General features: G+C 64.0%; 3 protein-coding genes and 1 pseudogene. 2 read left to right on the top strand and 2 right to left on the bottom strand.

The window, feature by feature from the left end; genetic code table 11:
* Positions 1-481, top strand: a 481-nt coding sequence (locus JCM12296_RS34025; RefSeq protein WP_172684252.1) for a heterodisulfide reductase-related iron-sulfur binding cluster, incomplete at its 5' end; no start/stop codon positions are given.
* Between the two features lie 5 nt (positions 482-486).
* Positions 487-780, top strand: coding sequence for a heterodisulfide reductase-related iron-sulfur binding cluster (locus tag JCM12296_RS34020; protein ID WP_054702490.1), 294 nt, complete (start codon positions 487-489; stop codon positions 778-780).
* 64 nt (positions 781-844) lie between these two features.
* On the opposite strand, the gene JCM12296_RS34015 is transcribed toward JCM12296_RS34020, so the two are convergent.
* Together JCM12296_RS34015 and JCM12296_RS40750 are read right to left on the bottom strand one after the other, a co-directional pair.
* Positions 845-2101: an alpha-amylase gene (locus JCM12296_RS34015; RefSeq protein WP_281492261.1), complete on the bottom strand. Its 1257-nt coding sequence runs from the start codon at positions 2099-2101 to the stop codon at positions 845-847.
* Between the two features lie 278 nt (positions 2102-2379).
* Positions 2380-2594 (bottom strand): annotated as a pseudogene (locus JCM12296_RS40750) (oxidoreductase); the annotation flags it as partial.

Here is a 2594-nt window from a genome sequence, read left to right as displayed (position 1 = left end):
GGTGGTCATCGACCCCGCCGGGGAGGCTCGCGGCACGGTTTTCTACTTTCCCGGGTGTGGCTCCGAGCGGCTGTACGCCCGGGTCTCCCTGGCGGCGATCCACATCCTGGTTCGCACCGGCCTGCGGGTAATCCTGCCGCCGCCCTTTCTCTGCTGCGGATTTCCGGCCCAGGTCAACGCCAAGGCCGACATGCACCGGCGCCAGGCCATGCGTGCCGCGGTGATCCTCAGCCAGATCCGCGAACGCTTCGGCCATTTGGCATTCGCCGCCGTGGCGGTGAGCTGCGGCACCTGTCGCGAGGCCCTGGCCGGCATGCAGGCGACAACCCTTTTCGGCTGCCCGCTGACCGACGTCAGCCGACTGGCCATTGAAAACGGTCTGACGGCGGATATCGGTGCCGGCCAATTCTACCATGCCCCCTGCCATGACTCCCTGGATGGTGGCGCGGAAACCTTCTGGCCAGCCTGGGGCATCCGGTAACCGCGGTGCCGCACTGCTGTGGCGAAGCCGGCACCCTGGCCCTCAGCCGGCCGGATATTGCCATGGCCATGCGCGCGCACAAGGCCGACGCCTTTCGCACCGGCATGGCCGAGACCGGCGCGCAAAACCCCGTGATGCTGACCAACTGTCCGTCCTGTCTTACCGGGCTGGGCCGCAACCAAAAGCTGGGGTATACGCCCCGCCACCTGGCCGAAGCCCTGGCCATGGCCAGCGACGGAAAACATTGGCTGAATCAGGCCCGTGAATGGATGGCGCGGGCAACCGTGGTGACTTTTTGAAAAATGACGGATTCGTACAAAGCCCGATATCGGCGTTACGCGAACCCCTCGTCACCCGCGATTCTTATGGGGCCGGCGCCCACACGGCCACCGATCCGCCGCCCACGTGGAATTCGCCCCAGCCGTCGTCGTTGATGAAAACGCTTTCGGGAAGGCGCCCCAGATGCTCCACGAAACGGCAGCCCCGGTGACGGCGGCCCACCGCCATCCATTTAGATCCACCCGGACCGTCGCTGAGCAGCACGGCCAGACCGGATCCGGGATGCGCGTCGTCGCCTTCACGGGTCCAACCGATGCAGTCGGGATGATCCCAGTAACTGCGCTGGATGCCATAGGCCCGCTCCCGGCGCAGCTTCAAGAGGGCCGGAAGCTCGGCCACGGGCGCCAGGGTGATCGGGTAGCGCTTGCCGTCCTTGCCCGTGTCCGTGTAGGCGGCGCCGTAGTAGTCGGGATAGAAGATGCACGGGTAGCCCTCCTGACGCAACAGGATGATGGCGTAGGCCAGGGGCTTGAACCAAAAGTCCACCGGTGATTCCAGGGCTTGCAGGGGCTGGGTGTCGTGATTTTCCACCAGGGTGACCGCCAGGGCGGGCTGCTGCTGCATCAAGGTGTTGTCCAGGATGCGGCGCATGTCATAATAACCGCCGGCTCGCGAGGCCTCGTGGAAATTGCGGTGCAGCGGCGCGTCGAAGAGGCTCATCGTGCCTTGGGTACAGCGGATGTATTCGTGCAGCAGTTCCACGTTGTCGGGGTTCCAGTACTCGCCCACGGCAAAGAGCGGCCGTCCGGCGATCTTGCGCATGTGGTCCAGCCAGCTGCGGAAAAAACTGTATTGGATGTGTTTGACGGCGTCCAGCCGGAAGCCGTCCACACCGGTGGTCGACAGGTACCAGGCGCCCCAGCGGGCCAGTTCGGTGCGCACCTCCGGGTGGTTCATGTCCAGGTCCGAATACATCAGGTAATCGTAGTTGCCGTTCTCGTCCCCCACCAGCTTCTCCCAGTCCTTGTCCGGGCCGAGGAACTTGAAAATCGAATGCTCATTCAAATTCTCGGCCCAATCCACACCGTCGAAATGGCGATAGTGCCAGGTGAAGTCGGAGTACGTCGCCTTTCGCCCGGGAAACCGGAATTCGGTGTAGGCTTCGATCCATTCCTCCTCCCCCGTGGTAAAGCGGCGATCCCCGGGAAGGACGCGGATGGCCTTGACCCATTCGGTGCGGTCGGCCCCGCCGCGGTGGTTGAAGACCATGTCCGCATAAATCTCGATGCCGGCGGCGTGGGCTGCGTGATGGCCGCCAGGTAATCTTGACGGCTGCCGTATTTGGTCGGCACACTACCCTTCTGCGAAAACTCCCCCAAGTCGTAGAGATCGTAGGGCCCGTAGCCCACATCATCGATACCGGCAGTGCCCTTGTAAGCCGGCGGCAGCATAGGGCGGTGATTCCGGCCTCGGCCAGATGCGCCGCCTCCTCGGCAACCTTTTGCCATAGATTGTCTCCGGCGGTGATGTACCAGTGGAAGTACTGCATCATCGTTCCGTTCCGTGTTGCCATGGCGCCTCCTTTGGGTTGGCCTGTTCCATCCGCACCCAGGACGGGGTCAACTGAACTTCTCCTTCCAGGTCTTCATCTTCTCGGCCGGCCAGCGCACGCAAAAGGCCGGACGGCCCTTCATGACCATCTGCATGCAGGCCTCGCCGCAATCCGGGGTACAGTGAAGGATCTCGGCTTCGCGGCCATCGCGAACCTTGCGCGGCCACTCGGGATCGGACCACAGCACGCGCGCCAGCCCGATCAGATCGGTCTGGCCGGCGG

The organism is Desulfosarcina cetonica JCM 12296 (assembly GCF_001311845.1).
Classification (GTDB): Bacteria; Desulfobacterota; Desulfobacteria; order Desulfobacterales; family Desulfosarcinaceae; genus Desulfosarcina; species Desulfosarcina cetonica.
Note: the sequence above shows the minus strand (reverse complement) of the source record. Positions and strands in the feature narration are given on the sequence as shown.